Here is a 20,034-nt window from a genome sequence, read left to right on the forward strand (position 1 = left end):
GGCCGGAGGTTTTGCAGGGGCTGGCGGCGGTGCGGGAAGGGGGGCAACCAGCATGCTGACGGGCACCAACGTAATCCCGACATTAGCCAGATGCGGAATCCACGCCTTGAGGCAGGAAAGGGCCACGGGGCGCAATGGGCCGATAACGCCAATGGCGCGCCCGTTTTTGCGGGCAAGCTGCTGGAGCCTGAGAAGCTGAATGTCGATCGTGACGATATCGGCATCAGTATTAATGGCGACATCAGCCGTGCCAATCAGCCCCGGCCCGTCGGACGTGGTTGCGGGTGTGGCGTTCAGATAGAACAGGCCGCGCTGATGCACGGCTGAGAGAATGGGTTTGAACGCTGGAGAATGCGGATATTCCCCGCCATTCTGGCCGGAAAACGCATTTGTCACCCCGGCATAGCCCGCGAGATGAGAGAGCGTTTCGTTCAGGTTCTCAATGTTTTTTCGCTCAGGCAGAGAGGCTTGCAGGGCATTCGGCAAAGCCTCTTCACCCGCGGCCTTGCCATCGGCAGGGCTGTCCTGCATCGGCAGAGAAAGTAGTGTTTCATGGTTATGCGTTCTGGCGCGGTCCATCAGGCTGCTCGGGTCCGACGCATACGGGGAAATAGCCAGAGAAACCGGGCCGGGTAGATTATCGATGGCCTGATTACTCAGTTCATCATCCGACTGCCCGATGCCATCAATCAGTAGGGCGACCTGTGCATTGCCTGCGGGAACCGGCACTTCCGGTGCTGCATACACCTGCCGGGGTAGGAGGCCATGCGGACCGACTTTGGGCAGGGCAAAGCCCCCGGGGCCAAGGTCGCTTGTCAGCAGATCCCCCATGGGGGCGGGAATGTCCGTTTTGCTGGCTAATGCTGCAATGGCGGCGGGGGAGGTGGTGCCAACATCAATATCGTCCCCGCTTACCTCAGCATAAGGCGGCCCCATGATCTGCAGGGTGAGGGCAACAACCCCCGCCAGCGCCGTGCATCCGCCCCAGAAGTAGATAAAAGCGCGGCCAGATGCAGGCATCTTCTGCCACAGAGAAGCCCCGGAGGGCTTCCCGGGCGTGCCAGGAGATGGGCTGGACATAAGGGCGTTGGCTCCGGTTCGGGTTAGTGGTGCGCGTGGTCATCCTTAGCCGCCGGGGCCGGAGGCTTGGCGGCGGGCAGGGAGGCTGACGGGTCCGGCGCAGGCAGCCCGGCCATGGAGCGCACAACGCGCAGGCCCTGCTGGAGCTGGAAGTCCGTTGCAGGCTTGGTGTAGTCAAACTCCGGCCAGTTTGCCGGCGGTTCGCCCGGAATATCCTTGGCAATGGCGGGCAGGTCCGTGCGCGGAGAGGACTTGGTCTGGTTCCCGCCCTGATTTTTCAGGATATGTTCAAGGTCTGCTTCATGCAGGCTGAAGCCGGGGTCTTCCCGCGTTTCCTTCACGGCGATATCGGGCGTGATGCCCAGCCCCTGAATGGAACGGCCGGAGGGGGTGTAATACCGCGCTGTTGTCAGGCGGATGGCCCCGTTCCCCGGAATAGGCATGATGGACTGCACAGACCCCTTACCAAAGGATTTGGTGCCCAGCAGCACGGCGCGGTGATGGTCCTGCAGGGCGCCGGAGACAATTTCAGACGCGGAGGCAGAGCCACCGTTGATCAGCACCACAACCGGCAGACCATCGGTAATGTCCGTGCCGTGCGCATCCCAGCGCTGGCTGTCCTTAGGGTGGCGGGCGCGAGTGGAAACAATCTCGCCCGAGCGGATGAAGCTGGAGGAGACATCAATAGCCTGATTCAGCAGGCCGCCGGGGTCATTCCGCAGGTCCACCACCAGCCCGGCCAGCTTGCCGCCAGCCTGCTGCTTGAGCTGGTTATAGGCCTTGAGCAGACCTTTTTCCGTTTCCTCATTAAACTGGGCAATGCGGATATAGCCAATCCGGTCATACAGTGCGGATTTGATGACCTCGATATGGATGTTCTCACGCGTCAGCGTCAGGATAATCGGCTTGGGGGTTTTCTCGCGCACCAGCGTGAGGGTGATTTTGGTGTTCGGCTTGCCGCGCATTTTCTTCACGGCTTCATCCAGCGGGGTGCCGTCTACCGGATGGCCGTCCACGGCAATAATGTAATCACCCGGCTTGATGCCTGCGCGGAAGCCCGGCGTGCCATCGACGGGGGAAACCACGCGGATGTGCCCGTCCTGCTGCTGGAGCTCCAGACCAAGGCCGCCGAATTCGCCCTTCATCTGCACCATCATGTCCGCATACTGTTTTTCGGTCATGTAGGAGCTGTGGGGGTCAAGGCCTGTCAGCATGCCGTTGAGGGCATTGGTGATGAGGTCTTTATCAGAAACCGGCTCAACATAATCCGCCCGCACAAGGTCCAGCACGGTGCCGAACAGGGTGAGCAGGCGATAGGTTTCGGCATGGTTGCTGGTGGGAGAGGCGTCTGGAGCCTTTTCCGCCATGGCGGGGGAGGCGAGCATGCCTGCGCCGGGCAGCACTCCGGGGTGGGAGGCCAGGGCAAGGCCTGCCAGGAAAGTGGCGCCAAGCATCAGACCTGTGCGGAACTTCATGCGATCTCGTCTCCTGTCGCCGGGTGCAAAACCCGTGCGGTCGTGTCCTGTCGAATGTTACAGCGTATGGCTAACTTTGCCTTGTAGCGCAAAGCCCTGCCTGTGTCCGCCATGCAGTTGGGCGAGATTAGCCGCTTCCGCCGGGCAGGCAAACTGTCTGTCCGCTTTTCCTTACAGGAAAGGTGCCGGATTGACGGGTTTTTGCCCATGCCGGAGCTGAATGAACAGCGTGCCCGAACTGCCGGAAGAGCCCATATGCCCGATGGGCGCGCCTTTGGATAAGCCTTGCCCGGTCGCCACATCCAGCCCGGAAAACCCTGCCATTACAAAGCGATAATGCTGCCCGCAATTCAGAATGACCATCTGCCCGTAGGTGCGGAACGGCCCTGCAAAATCAACGCGGCCGGAACAGGGGGTGCGCACGCTGGCGCCGGGCGCGGTGCGATAGGTGATGCCCGTGGCTGGGCCAGATTCGGTCGCGGAGCCCCATGTGCTGACCAGTGTTCCGACCACCGGGCGCGTGCCGCCGCCTGCGGGCGGATGGTCTGACAGGCCGGGGCCTGCGGCAGAGGCCATGGCGGCCATTTTGCGCCGGGCGGCGTCGGCCCGTTCCTGCGCACGGCGTCTGGCGGCTTCATCCCGCGCGGCCTGATGGGCTTTTTCTGCTGCGGCAATTTCTTTTTGCAGGGCAGATTCTGCATCAGCTTGCAGGGCATCCAGTCGGGAGACGGCATCCTGCAGGCTGGAGGCCTTCTGTGTAGCACTTTGCAGGCGCACGGCAGCGGCACGGGCAGCGGCATTGGCCTGCTGCTGGGCTGCGCGGGCTTTTAAAGCCTGCTGTCGGACCTGATCGCGCTGGCGGCTCTGAGTTTCCTGCAACTGGCCGAGTGCTGCGAGTTTCGCGGTAAGGTCAGCATCCAGTGCGGTCAGCTTTTCCTGCCGGGCGCGCATGTCCTCCGCCTGATGTTCCAGCCCGCGAGACAGCCCGCGCAGCACCAGAAAGCCGGTGACGGCCTCACCCTGCGGCACGGGGGCGGCCAGCAGGGTATCGGATGGATACAGGGACAGCCGTTCGGCCAGCGGCAGAACCGGGGCGAGGGCTTTGGCATCTTCCGTCAGGGCTTCGCGCAGGCTGGCTTGCTCCTTACGGAGATCGGCAATGCGGGAATCGAGATCCGCGACCTGCTGTTCCGTGGTCTGAAGCTCAGCGGTAGCGGAGACGGTGGCAGCGGACAGAGCTGAGGCCTTGGCAGCACTCTGCACGGCGACGGCCTGAGCGGCCTCATTTTTAGCGCGGGAGGCCGTGACGGCGGCGGCCTGCTCAGCTTTCTGCTTATCCATGGCGGCTCGCTGGGCCTGCGTGGCAGCGAGGGCGGCCTGTGCCTGCTTGACGGAGCGTTCAGCCTCGGCCTCCGCGCGGGTGGAGGCTGCGCGGGCTGCGGCTGAAGAGGACCGGGTGCCGGAAGAGGACGAGCGCACACGACTTGTGTGACCGGAGGCGCGATGGCTCGTGCTTTTTGTTGCACTATGTGTGGCGTGTGTTGTGTTTTTCTTAGCGCTGGCGGCCTGTGCAGGCGGAACGCAGGCCAGCAAGACGAAGATCCCGACAGGCAGCAGGCGCAAACCCCGCGCCCCATAGCCCCGGTCTCCCCACTCGCATTTTGCGGGCAGGGAATGAGGCAGCAGGGTGGGAGGCGGGGAGAAAAGCATTCAGTCCGTTAGCAGGGAAGTCCCGGTCATGTCATCAGGTTTGGGTAAACCCATCATGTCCAGCAGGGTGGGGGCGAGGTCGGCCAGTCTTCCGTCTTTCAGCGTCTTGTTGCCAACCCCAAAGGCTACCAGCGGAACCACGTTCAGCGTATGGGCTGTGTGCGGCACGCCGGTCTCCGGGTCTTTCATGGTCTCACAATTGCCGTGGTCGGCGGTGACCAGCAGAGAGCCGTCCTGTTTTTTGAGGGCCTCGATAATGCGGCCCGTGCCCGCATCCACCGTTTCAACCGCTTTGATGGCGGCTTTCAGGACCCCGGTATGGCCCACCATATCCGGGTTGGCGAAGTTCAGGACAATCAGGTCGTACTGCCCGCTTTCAATGGCGGCAACGGCTTTGTCTGTCAGTTCCGGTGCAGACATTTCCGGCTGAAGATCATAGGTGGCGACCTTGGGGGACGGCACCATGATGCGGTCTTCACCTTCAAATAGCTTTTCGCGCCCGCCATTGAGGAAGTAGGTGACGTGCGGGTATTTTTCCGTCTCGGCCATGCGCAGCTGGGTGCGGCCTGCGCGGGAGACGACTTCCCCCAGAATGTTTTCCAGCGAGTCCGGCGGGAACAGCACCGTCAGGCGCTCGGCCAGCGTGTCGCTATAATGCGTCATGCCCAGAACGGTGGAGAATTTCACAATTTTATGGCGGGCAAAGCCGTCAAAGTCCGGCTCCAGCATGGCGTCCAGAAGCTGGCGGATGCGGTCGGCCCGGAAGTTGAAGGAGAGCAGGCCGTCTCCATCTTTCATGCCGGTATAGCCGTTCAGCACGGTCGGTTCGATAAATTCGTCCGAGATATCGGCCTGATAGGCTTTGGTGATGACATCCTGCGCCGTCGCGGCTTTCGGGCCTTCTGCGCTGACCATCACGTTGTAGGCTTTTTCCACCCGGTCCCAGCGTTTGTCGCGGTCCATGGCGTAATAGCGACCAGAAACGGTGGCGATCTTCATGCTGTCCGGCAGGGCGGCGCGGAGGGTTTCCAGATAGCCCTGTGCGGAACGGGGCGGGGTATCACGCCCATCGGTGAACACATGGAACGCCACCGGCACGCCAGCCTCTGCCACCATGCGGGCGAGGGCTGCGGCATGATCCTGATGCGCATGCACGCCACCGGGAGAGACAAGGCCAAGCAGATGGCAGGTGCCGCCGGTTTTTTTCAGGGTGTTGATAAAGCTGGTCATGGCGGAACTGCGGGCCACGCTGCCATCCTGAATGGCGGTGGTGATGCGTGGCAGTTCCTGCATGACGACGCGGCCTGCGCCGATATTCAGGTGGCCGACTTCGGAATTGCCCATCTGGCCATTGGGGAGACCAACGTCTTCCCCGCTGGTGCGCAGGAAGCTGCGGGGACCATTTTTCCAAAGCGCATCAAAAACCGGGGTGTGGGCCTGCCGGACTGCGTTATCTGACGAGTCTTCTCTCCAGCCGAAGCCATCAAGAATAACCAGCATAACAGGGCGTTTCGTCTGGGAAGGTGCTGAAGCACTCATAGAACCATGCCTTCTTATTGTTTTATGGCGTGACTATGCCACTAAAACAGCTGGACACAAAATGCCCGGCAGGCATGGTTCCTAAGTGTTAGGCGCGGCGAACGATGTAGTGTTCGCCCAGTGCTTTGGTAATCAGGGCTGCGTGTTCCGGGTCCCGCGCTTCAATCATCACTTCAAGTTCAGCCGCCTGCACGGAGGGGGCTGCAAACAGGCGCTGATGAGAGACTTCGATGATGTTGCCGCCTGCTTCCCCAATGCTTCTGGAAATATCAGCCAGCACGCCGGGGCGGTCGGGAATTTCCATAATCAGGCGCAGGATACGGCCATCCCGCAGCATGGCGCGCAGAAGGGTGTTGGCCAGAATGCGGCTGTCGATATTCCCGCCAGAGATGGGCAGGGCGACCTTCTTGTCCCGGAACAGTTCCGGGTAGGTCATGACGGCAGCAAGACCGGCAGCGCCAGCCCCTTCGCTCACCTGCTTGGCGCCTTCAGCCAGCAGGGTAATGGCGGTTTCCACTGCGCATTCCGGCACCACCAGCACTTTGGAAACCAGCTTGCGGATAATTTCATCCGGGCGCTGGCCGATCTGCATGACGGCAATGCCCTCGGCAATGGTCGAACCACCCGAAGGATGCGTGGCCGGGCCGGGGAAGGCGGAGAGCGAATTGTAGCTTTCCACCTGCACGCCAATCAGTTCCACCTCCGGACGCATGGCTTTGGCTGCAACAGAGCAGCCGCCCAGCAGGCCGCCGCCGCCAATGGGGGCAACCAGCATGTCCAGCGGGCCTGCATCTTCAAACAGTTCCAGCGCACAGGTGCCCTGACCGGCCATGATCGCGGGATCATCATACGGATGGATGAAGGTGCGGCCTTCACGCGCCTGAAGGTCCTGCGCAAACAGCAGGGCTTCCGCAAAGCTTTCGCCTTCCAGAATAACCCGCGCGCCCCAGTTGCGGGTGCGCACCACTTTGGCGGCTGGCGTGAATTTAGGCATGACGATAACAGCATCAATACCCAGCAGGCTGGCATGGCGGGCAACGCCCTGCGCATGGTTGCCAGCCGAGACGGCAATCACGCCGCGCTTGCGCTCATCTTCGGAGAGCAGCGCGAGTTTGTTGGCCGCTCCGCGCTCCTTGAACGAGCCGACAGCCTGAAGATTTTCCAGCTTCAGGGTAATGTCGGCGCCGGTCGCTTTCGAGAGAGACTGAGAGGAAATCGTGGGGGTGCGGAGTACATTGCCGTTGATCCGCGCCGCCGCGGCGGTGATATCCTCAAACTTCAGCATCTCAGATGAATTTCACAGACAGGATCTCATACGTCCGGTCACCACCGGGGGCGGGGACGGAAACGGTATCGCCTTCGTGCTTGCCAATCAGGGATTTGGCGAGCGGGGAGGAGATGGACAGCAGGTTCAGTTTGATGTCCGCTTCATGCACACCAACAATCTGGTAGGTGGCTTCCTTGTCTGTATCTTCATCAACTACGGTGACAGTTGCACCGAACTTGACCTGATCACCAGACAGGGTTGTGGGGTCAATCACCTCAGCCGTGGAGATGATGCTCTCCAGCTCAAGAACGCGGCCTTCGGTAAAGGACTGCCGTTCACGCGCGGCGTGATATTCCGCGTTTTCCGAAAGATCGCCGTGGCTGCGGGCTTCCGCAATGGCGCGGATGATGGCCGGACGCTCTACAGATTTCAGATTACGCAGTTCGTCTTCGAGCCGCCGTAAACCTTTTTCCGTCATCGGAGTTTTCTGCAAGACATGTCCCCAGAATAAATCTGCCGGACGATCTGGCCGGCATGGAAGTTATAAAAAAACACGGGTACAGGCGGCCATGCCCTCAGGCAGGCCGCTTGCCCCGCGGAACGTGGAAGGCAGGCCCGAAGGCCCGCCCTCCTGTTCAGAACGATCCACTAAAGTATGACTGAAGCGGCGCAACTTCAAGCGGTCCTTCACGCATTGCCGCAATTGCATAGGTTGCAGCCCGTGCGCCGGCCATGGTGGTGTAGTGCGGAATGCCCAGCACAAGGGCAGAGCGGCGGATGTCAAAACTGTCCGCCACGGACTGTGCGCCACGGGCAGTGTTGATGACCATCTGCACTTCACCCGAGCGGATGGCGTCCACACAATGCGGGCGGCCTTCCAGCACCTTGTTCACCACATCGACCTCAATCCCGGCATCACGCAGCTTTTTGGCTGTGCCGCGTGTGGCCAGAATTTTCAGGCCCATGCTGGCGAGCTGGCGGCCAAGAGCGGGCAGATGCGGCTTGTCACTTTCCCGCACGGACAGAAAGACCGTGCCGGAGGTGGGCAGGCGCACCCCGGCACCCAGCTGAGACTTGGCAAAAGCGCGCTCAAAGGACGTATCCAGCCCCATGACTTCACCCGTGGAGCGCATTTCCGGCCCCAGAATGATGTCCACTTCCGCAAAGCGGTTGAAGGGGAAGACAGCTTCCTTCACGGCCACATGTGGCACCACGGCGCGGTCATCCAGATTAAAGCTGCTCAGCTTGGCGCCAGCCATGACGCGGGCACCAATCTTGGCCACCGGAACGCCCGTTGCTTTCGCCACGAACGGCACGGTGCGGGAGGCACGCGGGTTGACCTCAAGGACAAAAATTTCCTGATCCTTGATGGCGTACTGCACGTTCATCAGCCCGACGATACCCAGCTCACGCGCCATGGCTTCGGTCTGTGCTTTCAGTTCCGTCACAATGGCAGGGGAGAGGGTGTAGGGCGGCAGGGCGCAGGCGCTGTCACCGGAATGAATGCCAGCTTCTTCAATATGCTCCATCACGCCAGCCACATACACGTCCGTGCCGTCTGCAATGCAGTCCACGTCGGCTTCAATGGCTTCGTTCAGGTAGTGGTCAATCAGCACCGGGCCGGAGGCAATGTCATGCCCGGCAAGCTGAAGGGCACCGCGCATATAGCGCTGGAGGCCTGCACGGTCATACACGATTTCCATGGCCCGACCGCCCAGCACGTAGGACGGACGTACTACAACCGGGTAGCCAATGCGTTCTGCAATATCCTCAGCTTCTGCCGGGGAGCGGGCAATGCCGTTGGCAGGCTGAAGCAGGCCGAGCTTGTGCAGCAGCGCCTGGAAGCGTTCGCGGTCTTCCGCACGGTCAATGGCGTCTGCCGGGGTGCCCAGCAGGGGGATGCCCGCTTTTTCCAGCGCGTGAGACAGCTTGAGCGGCGTCTGACCGCCATACTGCACAATGCAGCCTTTAACGGTGCCGTTCTGCTGTTCCTTGCGGATCAGCGCGACCACATCTTCTGCCGTCAGCGGCTCGAAATACAGACGGTCGGATGTGTCATAGTCGGTGGAGACCGTCTCCGGGTTGCAGTTGACCATAATGGTCTCAAACCCGGCTTCACGCAGCGCATAGGCGGCGTGCACACAGCAGTAATCGAACTCGATGCCCTGACCAATCCGGTTCGGGCCGCCGCCGAGAATGACAATCTTCTCGCGGTCGGTCGGCTCGGATTCACAGGCGGGAGGGGCAAACACGCCTTCATACGTGGAATACATATAGGGCGTGCTGGAAGCGAACTCACCGGCACAGGTATCAATGCGCTTGTAGACGGCATTGACGCCGACCTGATCCCGTAGGGCGGACACTTCATCTTCCTGCAGGCCGGACAGGCGGGCCAGCTGGATATCGGAAAAGCCCATGGCTTTCAGGCGGCGCAGGCCCTGTGCATCACGCGGCAGTCCGTGGTTCTGGATAGCGCGTTCAGCGTGGACGATTTTTTCCAGCTCACGCAGGAACCACGGCTCAAAGCGGCAGGCTTCGTTAATGGCTTCAACAGACAGGCCAGCACGCAGAGCCTGAGCGGCCATCAGAATACGTTCCGGGCGCGGCTGGGAGAGTGCTGCGCGGAAGGCGTCTTCGCCGCCATCGCCGGGTATCTCCACCGGGTCCAGCCCATGCAGGCCGGTTTCCATGGAGCGCAGGCCCTTTTGCAGAGCTTCCGTGAAGGAGCGGCCAATGGCCATAGCTTCACCAACGGACTTCATGGAGGTTGAGAGCAGGGCCGGTGCGCCGGGGAACTTCTCGAACGTAAAGCGCGGGATTTTGACGACCACATAGTCAATGGTCGGCTCGAAGGACGCCGGGGTGGACCCGGTAATGTCGTTCTTCAGTTCATCCAGCGTGTAGCCTACAGCCAGCTTGGCGGCGATCTTGGCGATCGGGAAGCCGGTGGCTTTGGACGCCAGTGCGGAAGAACGGGACACGCGGGGGTTCATTTCAATGACCACCATGCGCCCGTCTTTCGGGTTCACGCCGAACTGCACGTTCGAGCCACCCGTTTCCACGCCAATGGCGCGCAGGCAGGCAATGGAGGCGTCACGCATCCGCTGGAACTCTTTGTCCGTCAGCGTCAGGGACGGGGCGACGGTAATGGAGTCCCCGGTGTGCACACCCATCGGGTCGATGTTTTCAATGGAGCAGACGATGATGCAGTTGTCCGCTTTGTCGCGCACAACTTCCATTTCGTACTCTTTCCACCCCAGCAGAGATTCTTCAATCAGCACTTCCGTGGTGGGGGAGGCATCCAGACCGGAGGCGACAATCTGCTCAAACTCTTCACGGTTGTAAGCAATACCGCCGCCGGAACCGCCCATGGTGAAGGACGGACGGATGATGGTGGGGAAGCCGATTTTTTTGAAGGCTTCCCGGGCTTCTTCCATGCTGTGAGCAATGAAGCTGCGGGGGCTTTCAATGCCGATGGCATCCATGGCTTCACGGAATTTCTGACGGTCTTCCGCGCGGTCGATCACGTCGGCCTTGGCACCAATCAGTTCCACGCCATGCTTCTGCAGGAAGCCGGAAGCATCCAGCGCCATGGCGGTGTTCAGCGCCGTCTGGCCGCCCATGGTGGGCAGAATGGCGTCCGGCTTTTCTTTCAGAATAATGCGTTCAACGCAGTCCGGCGTGATGGGCTCCACATAGGTGGCGTCCGCAAGGCCGGGGTCCGTCATGATGGTGGCGGGGTTGGAGTTCACCAGAATGACCCGGTAGCCTTCTTCCCGCAGGGCCTTACAGGCCTGTGCGCCGGAATAGTCGAACTCGCAGGCCTGCCCGATGACAATGGGACCAGCGCCAATAATGAGGATGGAGCGGATATCTGTCCGTTTTGGCATGATGCGTTAGTCCTTGCTGCCGTGCGCATCAATCAGCGCGACAAACCGTTCAAAAAGATAAAAGCTGTCAGACGGGCCGGGGCTGGCTTCCGGGTGATACTGCACGGAAAAAGCCGGGAAGCGGTCAGACGCCAGACCTTCGTTTGAGCCATCAAACAGGCTGACATGCGTGACGTGGGCGTCGCCCGGGAGGCTGTCCGCATCCACCGCAAAACCGTGGTTCTGGCTGGTGATTTCCACGCGGCCTGTTCCCAGGTCCTTCACCGGCTGGTTCGCGCCGCGGTGGCCACGGGCCAGCTTGTAGGTCTTGCCCCCCAGAGCGCGGGCCAGAAGCTGATGCCCAAGACAGATGCCAAACAGCGGCAGGCCAGCATTCAGAACACCCTGAATGGCAGGCACGGCATACTCAGCAGTCGCAGCCGGGTCCCCGGGGCCGTTGGAGAGGAAGACGCCAGCGGGCTTGAGGGCCAGAATTTCTTCCGCCGTCGTGGTGGCGGGCACAACGGTTACGTCACAGCCCGCAGCGACCAGACAGCGCAGGATGTTGCGTTTCGCGCCGTAATCCACAGCTACAACCTTGCGGCGGTTTTCCGGGGCGGGGCGGGTGCCTTTCGGCCATTCCCACACGCTTTCGCTCCAGGTGTAAGGCGCTTTGCAGGTTACGGTCTTGGCCAGATCCATGCCTTCCAGCCCCGGCCATGCGCGGGTGGCATCCTGCAGGGCGGCCAGATCAAACTGCCCGTTTTCCGGGAAATACAGAGCCGCCGTCTGCGCGCCGTGGTCACGGATCTTCAGGGTGAGGGAGCGGGTATCAATCCCGGCAATGCCCGGAACGCCCTGTGCCTTCAGCCATGCGTCCAGACTTTCCGTGGCGCGCCAGTTGGCCGGTTCTGTCAGATCTTCCTTGGTGACGAGGCCAAGGGCCGCAATGCGGGAGGCTTCATCATCTTCCGGCGTGGTGCCCACGTTTCCGATATGCGGGAAGGTGAAGGTGATGATCTGGCCCGCGAAGGACGGATCCGTCAGTGTTTCCTGATAGCCGGTCATGCCGGTGGAAAAGCAGATTTCACCAAGGGCAGGTTTCTGCGTGAAGGCGCCAAAGCCTTTCCCCCACAGAATGGTTCCGTCTGCAAGAACAAGGGCGGCGGTTGCGCCGTCCGGGCGGGCGTCTGGCATGGGTATTCCTGTTGTGCTGCCTCCCGGTGCCGGGGAGGATTGGTCTGGGGATGTGGGGCTGGCGGGGTCCAGATCTGTCAGCGAAAGACCTGTGGCGCGTGCTATGACGGGCCAGTGGCGGGATGGAATGGCCTGAGCCTGCCGCCATTTGCGGATAGCTTCTGTGCCAACGCCGGTCAGGCGTGCTGTTGCGTCCGGCCCGCCAAGTCGGGCAATGATGGTATCGATTGAAATGGGCATAAGGTAGACTGTGCCTCCCGTTCCGCATGGTTTAGCAGTCTGTGGAGTGGGTGGGAAGAAATTTCCCACCGGCTTGGGCGGGTTTTAATCCGGGGTGGGAAATTTCTTCCCATCTGATGATTTTATGCCACGCCTGTGCGGTGTGGCCTCTGATGTACATGATATGGAGTATGAGTGGTTATGTCCCTGCGTGAACGCCTGATGGCTGATCTCAAGACGGCAATGAAAGCCGGAGAAAGTGCGCGTGTGGGCACGATCCGCATGATTACGGCCAAACTCAAGGATGTTGAGATTGCGGGCCGCGCCAAGGGTGGCGAAGGGCTGAGCGAGGATGAAGGCCTGTCCGCCCTGCGCGGCATGGTCAAAACCCGCACCGAATCGGCCACCATGTATCGGGATGCCGGTCGCCCGGAACTGGCTGAGAAGGAAGAGGCGGAAATTGCCGTGATCCGTGGCTACCTGCCGCCGGAAATGGATGATGCCGCTCTGGAAGCTGCCGTGAAAGAAGCGCTTGCCGCGACGGGTGCCGAAACCATGAAGGATATGGGTAAGGTCATGGGCGCACTGAAAGCCAAGTTCGGCGCGGGCCTCGATATGGGTCGTGCGAATGCGGTGGTGAAAGCCAGCCTGAGCTAACGGCTTCTCTGTGTGGCGCCGCGGCTTCGGGTCGTGTCGCCACACAGAGCGAAAGCCGTCACTCAGACACATCACGACCTGTCTCAGTGAGCCAAAATCAGGACGCCGCGGCCTCAGTCAACGGTCCTTCAACCCTTCTGGGTAACGGCATCCAATATCGTTTCTTATATCTGTCGATACATATAGGTCGTCGCGTGTCGCGCGCGTCCATCGGGATTCCAGGCATAGTCCGGGATGCGTCCCGCAATCTCGAAACCGAGCTTGGCATATAGCGGCTCGGCAACGTCCCCGCTTCGCGTATCCAATGTTACAAGAGTCTTGTCGAGCTCTCTGGCGCGGTCAAGTGCATGCGTCATGAGGAGATGCCCGACCCCTAATCGTCGAAAGTCGGGATGGACGATCATTTTGGCAATTTCGCATCGATGTGACTGGTTAGGGGGCATCGCAGTAATAAGCTGCACGGTGCCGACGACTTGCCCTTCACGCACTCCTGCAAAAAGCACTCGTCGTCCAGCCACGACCTCTGGCAGAACGTCGTTTGACCAGTAACAAGCGGCCTCCTGTTGGGAGAATGGAGCCATGAAGCTTATAGCTGCTCCGCCGTTGACGCTCCTGGCGAGAATGCAGGACAATGCTTCGACATTGCTTTCTATGTCCTGTGTGCCGAGTTCGATGACATGCATTTTCATCAGAAATTCCTTAGGCCATGGCGATGATGTAGCGGGCAGGCAACTCAGAGGTCTCAAAGGACGACGCGCCGCGTAACTGATAGCGCAGGCAATCTCCCGAACGTAGATCGTAAGAGGCACCATCGACGGTGATGGTCAGGGATCCGGCCAGCATAAGCAGGTGATGTTCATGTCCCGGAAAGGCTGGTCTGTCATAAGCGATGTGCTGATAAGGCTCGATTGAACACTCGATGATCTCGAGTTTGAGTTGTCGGCTTGGTGGTGAAACAACGCGGCGAGAGAACTTCTTCTCCGGGTCTGACCAGACGTTCTGCTTGTCGCGTCGGGCTAAGGGAGGGAAGCTTGGTTCCAGCGGGGCAAGGAGTTGGGAAAGCGGCAGCGCAAATGCGGCTGCAAGACGGCCGAGAGTTTCTGCCGTCGGACTGACATCAGCGTTCTCAATGCGAGACAGAGTGGCACGACTTACGCCACTCTTTTCAGCGAGCGCTTGTAAGCTTAGGCCGAGGTCAAGCCGCAGCGTTTTGAGGTGCTCGGCTAAGGTCGGGCAGGATTGATTATCTTTGTCCATATATGAGATATAATCCCTGATATGAGACATTTCAAGACTGCAAAGAGAAATGGTCTGATCCGTTCGGACAGGCGCGCGGTGTGTTCTGCTGGTTGTCTCGTATGGAAATCTCAGGGTTCAATCCATTGGGGGAATTAAAAAATATTTGGCGTCAGAAGGAGGATGTCTTCTTTTTAAACTCTGCTCACAATGTCAGCAAAAAACCCTGAATGCCGTTGTTAGTCTTTTTCGTATGAGCCTCACCATTCTTTCATTCGTGCGGCGGAGTGTGTGTTGAAATCAGACGCAAAATGATATCACCCGCCTATGGCAATTGAGGCAGGCTTTCTGGATGAACTCCGTGCCCGCACGCCGCTGTTTTCAGTGGTGGGGCGGAGGGTTAAGCTCGCCCGGTCCGGCAGGAACTGGAAGGGCTGCTGCCCGTTCCATGGTGAAAAAACGCCCTCTTTCTACGTATATGACGATCACTTTCACTGCTTTGGCTGCGGTGTGCATGGGGATGTCATCTCCTTTGTCATGCAGATGGAAGGCAAAAGCTTTCCGGAGGCGGTGGAAGAACTGGCCTCTGCGGCCGGGCTGGATGTTCCCAAAGATACGCGGCGCTCTCAGGAAGAGGTGGCGCACACCCGGTCTCTGGGGGAAGTGCTGGAGCTTGTGCAGGAGATGTGGTCGTCCGCGCTGTATTCGCCCTCAGGGCGGGCCGGACTGGACTATCTGCTCGGGCGCGGGCTGACGCGGGAGACCATTGAGACCTTCGGGCTGGGCTGGGCCGGAGACGGGCGCGGGAGCCTGACGACGGCGCTGGCGGCCAAAGGGGTAACGCCTCAGATGATGGCGGAAGCCGGGCTGATGCGTCTGGATGAGGACGGACGCCCCAAGGGTGAACTGTTCTGGGGGCGGGTGACGTTCCCCATCCGCGACCGCAAAGGGCGGCTGGTGTCCTTTGGTGGGCGTATTCTGGGGGATGGTCAGCCTAAATATCTGAATGGCCCGGAAACGGCGCTGTTTTCCAAGCGGCGCCTGCTGTTCGGGCTGGATCGGGCGCGGGTTGCGGTGCGGGCTCCCCGGCCTAAAGGAACGCCTGCGACGGATCTGGTTGTGGTTGAAGGGTATATGGACGTCATTGCCCTACATCAGGCCGGGTTTGGTGGCGCAGTCGCCCCGCTGGGGACTGCGCTGACGCCAGAGCAGCTTGAAGTGCTGTGGCAGGTTGATCGCGCACCGGTGCTGTGTTTTGACGGGGACTCTGCTGGCCGTCGTGCCGCGGCGCGGGCGGCGGAGACGGCTCTGCCGCTGTTGAAGGAAGAGCGCTCGCTCCGCCTTTGCCTGCTGCCGGAAGGGGAAGATCCGGATAGTCTGGTGCGCTCACGTGGGGCGCAGGCGGTGGGCGATCTGTTCGCCTCCGCCAGCCCGCTGTCTGATGTGCTGTTTGATCTGCTGGCGGGAGGGGTGAGTAATCCGGGCCCGGAAGAGCGGGCGGCCCTGCGGCGCAAGCTGGTGGAAGCGGCGGCGCTGATACCTGAAAAAAATCTGGCGGCAGAATATCGCTCCACGCTGCTGGATCGGTTTTTTGAAACCTTCCGGCGGAAAAAGGGTGGCGGCTCTTTTGGGAAGGGGAATTCTGCCTCTGGTGGCAGTGGAAGTCGCGTGCCGCAGGATATGCAGCCGTCCCGCGTGGACCCTGTGCGGGAGCGGCAGCGTATTCTTCTGGCCCTTCTGCTGCGTTACCCGGAACTAGTGACGGAGGTGGAGGAAGCCCTTTGTCGCCTGAGCCTGCCGGAGGATTATTCCGAACTGCGTGCGCTGCTGCTGGACATGTCCGCAGAGGGTCTGCTGCCCGAAGATGGCAAGACGCTGCTGGACGAACTGGCTGGCCGGGAGGAGGAAGCGCTGGTCCAATCCGTACTCACGGAAGGCCCTTTGCCGTTGAATCTGGAAGAAAAAGACACCTCGCTTGCTGTGGCCATAAGAACACAGTGGTGGCATTTTTACGGTTTATTGAATTTTGGTCAGTTTCGAAAAGAAGTTGAGCAGGAGGTTGCGCGCTTCGCACAGGATGGGGCAGATATGGCGGAATGGAAGCGGCTACAGCCAAGGCTGGAGGCTTTGGCGGCGCTGCGGCGTGGGGAGATAGACGAGTAGTTTTTACGAGGCGTGGGGAATGTTCGGCCCGCGTTCCTCTTGACTTCGGGGGCAGTATATCCCACGTCCTGCCCGCCCTGGAAAACTGAACAATTTGTGTTGAGCTGGTCGTTCTGCAACTTGTCAGAATGCAGCGGGGGGAGGAGCAGGTCTGGCATGGCAACAAAGACAGCATCGGGTAACGGAGCGCACTCAGCGGAGCAGGATGGTGACACCACCACTCTGGATACGCAGTCTGCCGCGGTCAAAAAGCTGATCGCGAAGGGGCGTGAGCGCGGGTACATCACGTTTGACGAGCTGAATGCTGTGCTGCCTCAGGACAAGATGTCCTCCGAGCAGATTGAGGACATCATGGCGATGTTGTCCGAAATGGGTATTCAGGTCGTCGAGAACGAAGAGAACGAAGAGACCGAGTCTCAGAAGACAGAAAAAGCTGAGGGCGAAGAGGCGGAGGAAGCTGAAGAGGCTGAAACCGAAACCGCCTCCGGCAACGTCAACGCAGAAAATCTTGGCCGCACGGATGACCCTGTGCGCATGTATCTGCGCGAAATGGGCACGGTTGAGCTGCTCTCCCGCGAGGGCGAGATTGCCATTGCCAAGCGCATTGAGGCTGGCCGTGATGAAATGATCGGCGGTCTGTGCGAAAGCCCGCTGACCTTCCGTGCCATCATCTCCTGGCATGAGAAGATCCGTAACAATGAAATGCTGCTGCGTGACATTGTGGATCTGGAAGCCATGCAGGCTGCCACTAACCCGATGGGGGAAGTAGGCTCCGGCGATGCGTTTGAAAACGCAGAAGGTGAGAGCGAAGAGGGCGATGAGCCGGAAAATGAAGCTGAAGGCGAAGTTGAGGGGGAAGGCAGTGGCCTGTCTCTTTCCGCGCTGGAAGAAAAGCTGAAGCCGGAAATCCTCGCGCATTTTGAAGAAATTGAGCCGCTGTACGAAAAGCTGCGCAAGCTTCAGGTCAAGCGCATTGATGTGCTGACCACCGGTGAGGAAGTGCAGGATCGCTCTGAGAAGATCTATGCCGCCCTGCGTGATGAGCTGGTGGGCAAGGTTGAGCAGGTGCATCTGCACAACAACCGGATTGAAGATCTGGTCATCCAGCTGAAAGAGCTGTTCCGCAGCCTGAACGTGCTGGAAGGCCGCATGCTGCGTCTGGCGGAAAGCTGCCGCGTATCGCGTGAAGACTTTCTGCTGAAATACCGTGGCCGTGAACTGGACCCGGCATGGATGGACATGGTTTCCGCACTGCCGGGCAAGTCCTGGAAGAACTTTGTCGCCAAACATTCTGAAACCGTGATTGGTCTGCGGAATCAGGTTGCTGAGCTGGCTCAGGATACAGGGCTGCCGATTGGTGAATTTCGCCGCGTTTACGCAACCGTTGCGCGCGGTGAGCGCGATTCCGCTCGCGCCAAGAAGGAAATGATTGAGGCCAATCTGCGCCTCGTGATTTCCATTGCGAAGAAATACACCAACCGTGGTTTGCAGTTCCTCGATCTGATTCAGGAAGGCAATATCGGCCTGATGAAGGCCGTGGATAAGTTTGAATACCGCCGCGGCTACAAGTTTTCCACCTATGCAACCTGGTGGATCCGGCAGGCGATTACACGGTCCATTGCGGATCAGGCGCGGACCATTCGTATTCCGGTCCATATGATCGAGACCATCAACAAGCTGGTGCGGACCTCCCGCCAGATGCTGCATGAGATCGGTCGTGAACCGGCACCGGAAGAACTGGCTGAAAAGCTGGGGATGCCGCTGGAAAAAGTTCGGAAAGTTCTCAAGATCGCCAAAGAGCCGATTTCTCTCGAAACCCCGATCGGGGATGAGGAAGATAGCCATCTGGGTGACTTCATTGAGGATAAGACGGCGATTATCCCGCTGGATGCCGCTATTCAGACCAACCTGCGTGAAGCCACGACCCGCGTGCTCGCCTCGCTCACACCGCGTGAAGAACGCGTGCTGCGCATGCGCTTCGGGATCGGGATGAACACGGACCACACGCTGGAAGAAGTCGGCCAGCAGTTCAACGTGACCCGTGAACGTATCCGTCAGATTGAAGCCAAGGCTCTGCGTAAGCTCAAACACCCCAGCCGCAGCCGCAAGCTCCGGTCCTTCCTGGATGATAACTGAGGTTCTCATCCGGCAGGCTGAGCCTGTCACACGCATGAAGGTTGATGTGACCTTCATGCGGATGCTGCGCCCCCCTGAGGGGGAAGGGCTTGCTCTGCCGGAAGGCTGGTCCGTTGAGACCAATGTCCGGCCAGATGTGGCCGGATACCGCCTGCTGCAGGACAAGGTTGGGCGGGATTATTGCTGGTGGATGCGTCAGGCTGCGTCTGATCGCGATTTGCAGCATTTTCTGGAAGAAGGGCCTGCCAGTATTGCGTTGCTCCGCCAGGGGCAGGCGATCCGTGGCTTTTATGAGCTCAATCTGTTTAATCCTCAGGATATCAACCTGTCTTATTTTGGCCTCTTCCCGGAAGCCATTGGGCACGGGGTAGGGCGCGCTTTTCTGGACATGGCTGTGCGCCATGCCTGGGCGCTTGGCCCGCTGTGTGTGCGGGTTAATACCTGCTCGGCTGATCATCCACGCGCGTTGCCGCTGTATAAGCAGGCAGGTTTTGAGGCTGTGCGCACGGTGGAAGAAACGTGGGACGTGCCGAACAGGCTCGGCTTAAAGATTCCTGAGAGATTTCTGGTCTGAACTCTTGCTTTCTGGCAGGAAATGTGGTTGACACGCCATCTTCCCTGCCGGGTGCGCGGCATCGCTCCGGCTATACCCAATGCTCTGCTTGTGCAGGGCGCTGTTTGCCGGAACGGTCTGGCGCAGTTGGGTTGATACGATCCGAAGGGAGTACCCATGCCACTTTACGAGACCGTGCTTATTGCACGTAATGACATTTCCCAGCAGCAGGTCGATGCGATCATCGACGGCATCATTGCTCAGGTCGAAGCCGACGGCGGCTCCGTCAAGAAGCGCGAATACTGGGGTCTGCGCACGCTCGCTTACCGTATCAAGAAAAACCGCAAGGGCCACTACGTCCTGCTGGGTCTTGATATGAAAGCCGAGATGCTCAAGGAAATCGAGCGTCAGCTCGCCATCAATGAAGACGTTCTGCGTCTGCTGGCGCTGCGCGTTGATGAAATTGATGAAGCTCCGTCCCCGGTTCTGTCCCGCAAGGGTGATGACCGCGGTGACCGTGGTTTCCGTGGCCCGAAGCCGGCCGGACGCTTTGAAAGCGGCCGTGGTGGCCGTCGTTCTTCCGAAGATCGTGAAGAATATCGCGCCCGTGATGAAAAGCCGGCTGAAGCAGCCAGCACTGAAGCGGAGTGAGCAGCATGTCTGAAACGACCGAAATCAATCCCGCCGCACGTCGCCCTGCTGTAGGTGCCCGTCGTCCGTTCTACCGTCGTCGTAAGTCCTGCCCGTTCTCCGGCCCGAATGCGCCGAAGATCGACTACAAGGACGTACGTCTGCTGAGCCGTTTCCTGTCCGAACGTGGCAAGATCGTGCCGAGCCGTATTACGGCGGTTTCCGCAAAGAAGCAGCGTGAGCTGGCTCAGGCTATCAAGCGTGCCCGCTTCCTTGCTCTGCTTCCCTACGTGATGAGCTGAG

The 20,034-nt window shown here is 59.9% G+C and carries 16 protein-coding genes; 6 read left to right on the top strand and 10 right to left on the bottom strand.

Translation table 11 applies throughout. The features are described from left to right. The 8 genes from AD928_RS12910 to carA form a co-directional block, all read right to left on the bottom strand. Nucleotides 1-1,080 (bottom strand): divergent polysaccharide deacetylase family protein (locus tag AD928_RS12910; protein ID WP_062250985.1); only part of this gene is annotated, 1,080 nt, incomplete at its 3' end. A 23-nt stretch (nucleotides 1,081-1,103) separates the two neighbouring features. Next, nucleotides 1,104-2,555 (bottom strand): S41 family peptidase, encoded by a 1,452-nt coding sequence (locus AD928_RS12915; RefSeq protein WP_062250986.1) that lies wholly within the window; start codon nucleotides 2,553-2,555, stop codon nucleotides 1,104-1,106. A gap of 171 nt (nucleotides 2,556-2,726) precedes the next feature. Continuing rightward, nucleotides 2,727-4,265, bottom strand: a complete 1,539-nt coding sequence (locus AD928_RS12920) for a murein hydrolase activator EnvC family protein (protein ID WP_062250987.1) — start codon at nucleotides 4,263-4,265, stop codon at nucleotides 2,727-2,729. Then, entirely contained in the window at nucleotides 4,266-5,804 is a 1,539-nt protein-coding gene (gene gpmI, locus AD928_RS12925) for a 2,3-bisphosphoglycerate-independent phosphoglycerate mutase (RefSeq protein ID WP_062250988.1), read from the bottom strand. It lies immediately after the preceding gene. A gap of 88 nt (nucleotides 5,805-5,892) precedes the next feature. Then, complete coding sequence (locus tag AD928_RS12930) at nucleotides 5,893-7,089, bottom strand: threonine ammonia-lyase (RefSeq protein ID WP_062250989.1); 1,197 nt, start codon at nucleotides 7,087-7,089, stop codon at nucleotides 5,893-5,895. A 1-nt stretch (nucleotide 7,090) separates the two neighbouring features. Next, on the bottom strand, nucleotides 7,091-7,564 hold the full coding sequence (greA, locus tag AD928_RS12935) for a transcription elongation factor GreA (RefSeq protein ID WP_062142243.1): 474 nt from the start codon (nucleotides 7,562-7,564) through the stop codon (nucleotides 7,091-7,093). 142 nt (nucleotides 7,565-7,706) lie between these two features. After that, complete coding sequence (carB, locus tag AD928_RS12940) at nucleotides 7,707-10,961, bottom strand: carbamoyl-phosphate synthase large subunit (RefSeq protein WP_062250990.1); 3,255 nt, start codon at nucleotides 10,959-10,961, stop codon at nucleotides 7,707-7,709. A gap of 6 nt (nucleotides 10,962-10,967) precedes the next feature. Continuing rightward, a complete protein-coding gene (gene carA / locus AD928_RS12945; RefSeq protein WP_062250991.1) occupies nucleotides 10,968-12,377 on the bottom strand; it encodes a glutamine-hydrolyzing carbamoyl-phosphate synthase small subunit in 1,410 nt (469 codons plus the stop codon). 180 nt (nucleotides 12,378-12,557) lie between these two features. On the opposite strand from carA, the gene AD928_RS12950 reads away from it, so the two are divergent. Then, the gene (locus AD928_RS12950; protein ID WP_062250992.1) at nucleotides 12,558-13,013 is read left to right on the top strand and encodes a GatB/YqeY domain-containing protein; all 456 of its coding nucleotides are present in this window, start codon (nucleotides 12,558-12,560) and stop codon (nucleotides 13,011-13,013) included. Nucleotides 13,014-13,177: 164 nt separating this feature from the next. Here the strand turns inward: AD928_RS12950 and AD928_RS12955 are convergent, their stop codons facing one another. Together AD928_RS12955 and AD928_RS12960 are read right to left on the bottom strand one after the other, a co-directional pair. Further along, the gene (locus AD928_RS12955; RefSeq protein ID WP_062250993.1) at nucleotides 13,178-13,702 is read right to left on the bottom strand and encodes a GNAT family N-acetyltransferase; all 525 of its coding nucleotides are present in this window, start codon (nucleotides 13,700-13,702) and stop codon (nucleotides 13,178-13,180) included. A gap of 10 nt (nucleotides 13,703-13,712) precedes the next feature. Further along, nucleotides 13,713-14,270 (bottom strand): helix-turn-helix domain-containing protein, encoded by a 558-nt coding sequence (locus tag AD928_RS12960; RefSeq protein WP_062250994.1) that lies wholly within the window; start codon nucleotides 14,268-14,270, stop codon nucleotides 13,713-13,715. A 306-nt stretch (nucleotides 14,271-14,576) separates the two neighbouring features. On the opposite strand from AD928_RS12960, the gene dnaG reads away from it, so the two are divergent. From dnaG to rpsR, 5 genes are all read left to right on the top strand, one after another. Further along, on the top strand, nucleotides 14,577-16,412 hold the full coding sequence (dnaG, locus tag AD928_RS12965; RefSeq protein ID WP_062250995.1) for a DNA primase: 1,836 nt from the start codon (nucleotides 14,577-14,579) through the stop codon (nucleotides 16,410-16,412). A 156-nt stretch (nucleotides 16,413-16,568) separates the two neighbouring features. Next, nucleotides 16,569-18,548 (top strand): RNA polymerase sigma factor RpoD, encoded by a 1,980-nt coding sequence (rpoD, locus tag AD928_RS12970; RefSeq protein ID WP_062250996.1) that lies wholly within the window; start codon nucleotides 16,569-16,571, stop codon nucleotides 18,546-18,548. After that, nucleotides 18,538-19,122 carry a GNAT family N-acetyltransferase gene (locus tag AD928_RS12975; RefSeq protein WP_062250997.1) on the top strand — a complete coding sequence of 195 codons (585 nt, stop codon included), beginning with the start codon at nucleotides 18,538-18,540 and terminating at the stop codon, nucleotides 19,120-19,122. The genes rpoD and AD928_RS12975 overlap by 11 nt, the downstream gene beginning before the upstream one ends. Before the next feature lie 156 nt (nucleotides 19,123-19,278). Beyond that, nucleotides 19,279-19,752 (top strand): 30S ribosomal protein S6, encoded by a 474-nt coding sequence (gene rpsF / locus AD928_RS12980; RefSeq protein WP_062142236.1) that lies wholly within the window; start codon nucleotides 19,279-19,281, stop codon nucleotides 19,750-19,752. Nucleotides 19,753-19,757: 5 nt separating this feature from the next. Next, nucleotides 19,758-20,033 carry a 30S ribosomal protein S18 gene (gene rpsR, locus AD928_RS12985; RefSeq protein ID WP_025827993.1) on the top strand — a complete coding sequence of 92 codons (276 nt, stop codon included), beginning with the start codon at nucleotides 19,758-19,760 and terminating at the stop codon, nucleotides 20,031-20,033. Nucleotide 20,034: the final 1 nt, after the last annotated feature.

It is taken from the genome of Acetobacter cerevisiae, assembly GCF_001580535.1.
Taxonomy (GTDB): Bacteria; Pseudomonadota; Alphaproteobacteria; order Acetobacterales; family Acetobacteraceae; genus Acetobacter; species Acetobacter cerevisiae.

What these genes read in the sequence shown, in the direction of transcription:
- carB (WP_062250990.1), bottom strand. Translation starts at nt 10,961, where the DNA reads ATGCCAAAACGGACAGATATCCGCTCCATCCTCATTATTGGCGCTGGT.
- rpoD (WP_062250996.1), top strand. Translation starts at nt 16,569, where the DNA reads ATGGCAACAAAGACAGCATCGGGTAACGGAGCGCACTCAGCGGAGCAG.
- carA (WP_062250991.1), bottom strand. Translation starts at nt 12,377, where the DNA reads ATGCCCATTTCAATCGATACCATCATTGCCCGACTTGGCGGGCCGGAC.
- AD928_RS12930 (WP_062250989.1), bottom strand. Translation starts at nt 7,089, where the DNA reads ATGCTGAAGTTTGAGGATATCACCGCCGCGGCGGCGCGGATCAACGGC.
- AD928_RS12955 (WP_062250993.1), bottom strand. Translation starts at nt 13,702, where the DNA reads ATGAAAATGCATGTCATCGAACTCGGCACACAGGACATAGAAAGCAAT.
- AD928_RS12915 (WP_062250986.1), bottom strand. Translation starts at nt 2,555, where the DNA reads ATGAAGTTCCGCACAGGTCTGATGCTTGGCGCCACTTTCCTGGCAGGC.
- AD928_RS12920 (WP_062250987.1), bottom strand. Translation starts at nt 4,265, where the DNA reads ATGCTTTTCTCCCCGCCTCCCACCCTGCTGCCTCATTCCCTGCCCGCA.
- rpsR (WP_025827993.1), top strand. Translation starts at nt 19,758, where the DNA reads ATGTCTGAAACGACCGAAATCAATCCCGCCGCACGTCGCCCTGCTGTA.
- AD928_RS12960 (WP_062250994.1), bottom strand. Translation starts at nt 14,270, where the DNA reads ATGGACAAAGATAATCAATCCTGCCCGACCTTAGCCGAGCACCTCAAA.
- dnaG (WP_062250995.1), top strand. Translation starts at nt 14,577, where the DNA reads ATGGCAATTGAGGCAGGCTTTCTGGATGAACTCCGTGCCCGCACGCCG.
- AD928_RS12975 (WP_062250997.1), top strand. Translation starts at nt 18,538, where the DNA reads ATGATAACTGAGGTTCTCATCCGGCAGGCTGAGCCTGTCACACGCATG.
- gpmI (WP_062250988.1), bottom strand. Translation starts at nt 5,804, where the DNA reads ATGAGTGCTTCAGCACCTTCCCAGACGAAACGCCCTGTTATGCTGGTT.
- AD928_RS12950 (WP_062250992.1), top strand. Translation starts at nt 12,558, where the DNA reads ATGTCCCTGCGTGAACGCCTGATGGCTGATCTCAAGACGGCAATGAAA.
- rpsF (WP_062142236.1), top strand. Translation starts at nt 19,279, where the DNA reads ATGCCACTTTACGAGACCGTGCTTATTGCACGTAATGACATTTCCCAG.